General features: G+C 61.9%; 3 protein-coding genes and 1 pseudogene. 1 reads left to right on the forward strand and 3 read right to left on the reverse strand.

The features are described from left to right. From AUR66_RS11215 to AUR66_RS11225, 3 genes are all read right to left on the reverse strand, one after another. A partial coding sequence (locus AUR66_RS11215) for a CPBP family intramembrane glutamic endopeptidase (protein ID WP_058572496.1) occupies nt 1–675 on the reverse strand: 675 nt, incomplete at its 3' end. An 82-nt stretch (nt 676–757) separates the two neighbouring features. Continuing rightward, a complete protein-coding gene (locus AUR66_RS11220) occupies nt 758–1,627 on the reverse strand; it encodes a winged helix-turn-helix domain-containing protein (RefSeq protein WP_058572497.1) in 870 nt (289 codons plus the stop codon). An 84-nt stretch (nt 1,628–1,711) separates the two neighbouring features. Beyond that, nucleotides 1,712–3,388, reverse strand: a complete 1,677-nt coding sequence (locus AUR66_RS11225; RefSeq protein WP_082682183.1) for a PAS domain S-box protein — start codon at nt 3,386–3,388, stop codon at nt 1,712–1,714. Nucleotides 3,389–3,556: 168 nt separating this feature from the next. On the opposite strand from AUR66_RS11225, the pseudogene AUR66_RS21225 reads away from it, so the two are divergent. Beyond that, nucleotides 3,557–3,686, forward strand: a pseudogene (locus AUR66_RS21225) (iron transporter); the annotation flags it as partial.

The raw sequence follows: 3,686 nt of genomic DNA on the forward strand, positions 1-3,686 counted from the left end.
GTTGTCCGTCCCGTGCATGAGCATCGCGAGGAACGCACTCCCGCCCGACCCGTTGTATATCCACGCGAGGAGGATGGAGAACGCGACGATGCCGACGAAGTACGAGACAGTCAGCGCGAGGGGCCACTCGGCGCGCATCCCACCGGGGAAGACGAACTGCGGGAGGTGCCACCCACCCCACAGGAGGCCGATGATGACTGCTGCTCGGAACGCACCGTAGCGCTCCTGTAACTCCGGTTGCGCGAACCCACGCCACCCGAGTTCTTCTTGGCCGCCGCCGATGAGCGTCCCGAGCACGATGCCGATGACGATAGAGATGGGGTCGAACTCGAACGACGCCCAATCGACGGGTCCACCGAGTGCCCACGAGGCGATGCCGGAGGCGTAGGTGATGACGAACGGGATGCCGATAGCGAGGGCGTACCACTTGGGATGGACGCGGAACTTCAGGATATCGCGCAACCATCCCCGGACAGATTCGCCACTCGCCGAGAGGACGAGTGCGGCGGCGACGACGGGTGACAGCGGACTCAAGAACCCCTCGAAGAACCACGTCGTCCACGAGGGTTCCATCCCGGCGAGTGTCACTGCACCTTCGATACTCCACGAGATGGCGTAGGCGAGGAGGAAGAACGCGGCGATGCGGTGTCGCCGAATCCAGTCAGCGGGAGCCATACGTGGCGATTCGCGCTGGGAGGTAAAATAACTTATCTAAATATTTACATTTTGTCAGAGACACAACTCAAAATAGTTTGAGCTACGTCTCCGTCTCGACGTCGATTGCGAGCGCACCACCCGTAACGGTCACCGTGAACACGTCGTCTCCCACGTCAGTCTCGACGGTGGCCTCGAACGGTTCTTCCGACACCACGTCGAGGTGCCACTCGTGCGTGTGGGTGTACACCGCCCACGGACGGACCCGTGTCGCGTCTCGGCCCCGTTCCCAGTACGCCGCGACGAGCGCAGGGTGATAGAACACACAGAGTTCGACGGGGGCGTACACCTGATTGAAACACCGGCGACAGGAAGCGACGACGGCGTACTCGTCCGAACGCGGTTCGTCTCTTGTGCGTGCCGAGGCGTCCATCACGCCGCCACACGTCGGACACGTCCCTTCGAGTGCCATCCCGAGTTCGTGATAGACGCGACGGTCACAGGACCGAAGGATTTCGTCCGGCGACCGGTCGGCCGCCTGCGCAGGTGGGAGGCCGTACCGGGCGACTACCCCGTCGCACACTCGGCACGTGACGGCCAAGAACGGGTCTTCGAACGCGGCGACCAACTCGGTGTCGTCGCAGTGTGGACACACACCGTCGACCGCCGTCTCCTCGAACGATGGGCGGTCGGTGTACGTTCCTGCGTGGACAGTTCTGACGACACGCTCTCCCGTCTGCGTCAACCGATAGGAACTGTCGAACGTGCGGACGAACACGCCGTCGAGTCGCCCGAGGTGGTACGACAGTTGCGACGTACTCTCGATGTCGATACGGTCGTAGAGTTCGGAAAACGTGAGTCCGCGCTCCGCTTCCCGTGCTTCGAGTTCCAGTGTCTGGAGGATGCTGAGGCGGAGGTCACTCCCGAGAGCGCCGAACGCCACTTCGGGTTTCGGGTCCCGCTTGTCGGTCATTCGTCTGTGAAATCGTCGGTAGTGGCCCTAAGCGTTCGTTCTCGGTTCGTCGGGAGGGCCAGACACGTTCGTCTCCAGTGGGTATCAGGATTCGACGTGTAGTTCTGTGTCGTCGTCGGTATCCTCGTCGGACCCGTCGTCGGACTCCTCGCTAGACCCATCGTCGATTGGCAGTTTGAGTGTCACTGCCGCCCCGCCGAGGGGTGTCGTGTCCAGTTGCGTACTTCCACCAGCCTTCGTCACGACCCAGTGGACTAACCACAGTCCCATCCCCGTCCCGTGTTCGAGTGGTGTCTCTCCTCCGCGTTCGATTGCGTCCCACTCGCCTCGCGGGAGGCCCGGCCCGTCGTCACTGACCCGGATGGCGATTCTGGCGTCGTCGACGGGACTTCTGTACACGTCGACTTGAACCGTCTCACCACCGTGTTCGAGGGCGTTGGTCACGAGTTCGTCGACAGCGACGCCGACACGGTTGTCGACGAGGTGGTCGATTCCCGGGTCGATATCGACTCCGACGGTCGCCTCCGGGTGACACGACCGAGCGCTGGTGACCACATCGTCGACGAGGTCGGTGACGCACCGCGTCTTTCCGTCGGATTCGAGTAGGTCTGCGACCGTCTGTGCTTTCTCGGCGAGTGCCACGAGTTCGTTCGCGGCCGTGACGATGTTGTTCGCTCTGTGGAAGACGTCCTCGTCTTCGGCGTCGCTCCGAATCATCTCGGCGTAGCCATCGATGACGTTCATCCGATTTCGAAGGTTGTGCCGGAACATCCGGTTCAGGACACCGAGTCGCTGTTGCGCCAGTTCGGCGTCGGTGATGTCCGACTGGATGGCGACGTACCCGACGATTTCGTCGCCTCGCTGGATGGGTGCGATAGTCTGGACTGCCGTGTAGAGTTCGCCACTCTTTCGCTGGTCGACGATGCGTTCTTGCCACGTCTCGCCGGATTCGACGGTGGCCCACAACTCGTCGTAGTACGACTCGTCCATCTCGCCGGATTTGAGGAGGTGAGGCGTCTCGTCGACTGCCTCACGGCGAGTGTACCCCGTAATGTCTTCGAACGCCGGGTTGACGTAGGTAATCGTCCCGTCTGGGTCGGTGAGATATATCGCGTGGCCCGCCTGCTCGACGGCCATCTCGAACTCTCTCAGCCGTCGTTCTCTGTGCTTTTGCTCTGTGGTGTCGACCAAGACACCGACCAGTTCGACCACGTCTCCGTCCCGGTTCCGAATCAGTGCCGTCGACAGCAGAAACTCACCGACCGTCCCATCGCGGCGTTCCAACTCGACTTCGACGTTCGAGAGACCGTCTTCTCGCGTCGTCCGTTCGAGAATCTGCTCGACGCTCACCTGTCGCTCGCTCGCGACGCTCGGGAGTTGTTCGCCCAGAACCTCGTCTCGCGCCCAGCCGAACGTCTCGGTGGCCGCTTCGTTCCATCGGGTCACCCGTCTGTCGGGTGTAACCGCGACAATCGGAATCGGCGATGCCGACACGACGTTCTCTAACTTCTCTAACGACGTCCGGACAGACGCCTGTTGCTGTGCAATTCGCTCGTTCTTCCGGTTCACGAGGAATCCGACGAACAGACTGGAGACGACGACGAACAGGAGTCCCTTCCCAATCGCCGACGGCGACGCCAGCGGTGTCCTGAAGAGCGTCGAGAGGACGAGTTCGCCACCCAATATTCCGACCGCACCGAACCCGAAGTACGCGGCTGCAATCGCACGCGCGTCGTATGTGTCGAGGGGGGTGTCGTCCATTCACTGTGTGGTATACAAGTGGGTATTTAAAATGAGGCGTGTGATGCCATCGATTGATAATCTGAATTCACGCCTCGAACGTCGGCGCTGAAGCGCAACCGACATTGCTGCCGGGCCGTTACGAACGGTGAATCGCTTCGTCGCGACACCGACGAGGCAGTACACGACATGAGACGACGCGACGCCCTCAAGGCCCTCGGAATCGGTGCACTCACCGCGACGGCAGGTTGTCTCGGCGGGTTCGAACAGCAGTCTGCGTGGCGTGACCCGCCACTCGTGGAGAACCGCCCCGACGCGG

It is taken from the genome of Haloferax profundi (assembly GCF_001469865.1).
Taxonomy (GTDB): Archaea; Halobacteriota; Halobacteria; order Halobacteriales; family Haloferacaceae; genus Haloferax; species Haloferax profundi.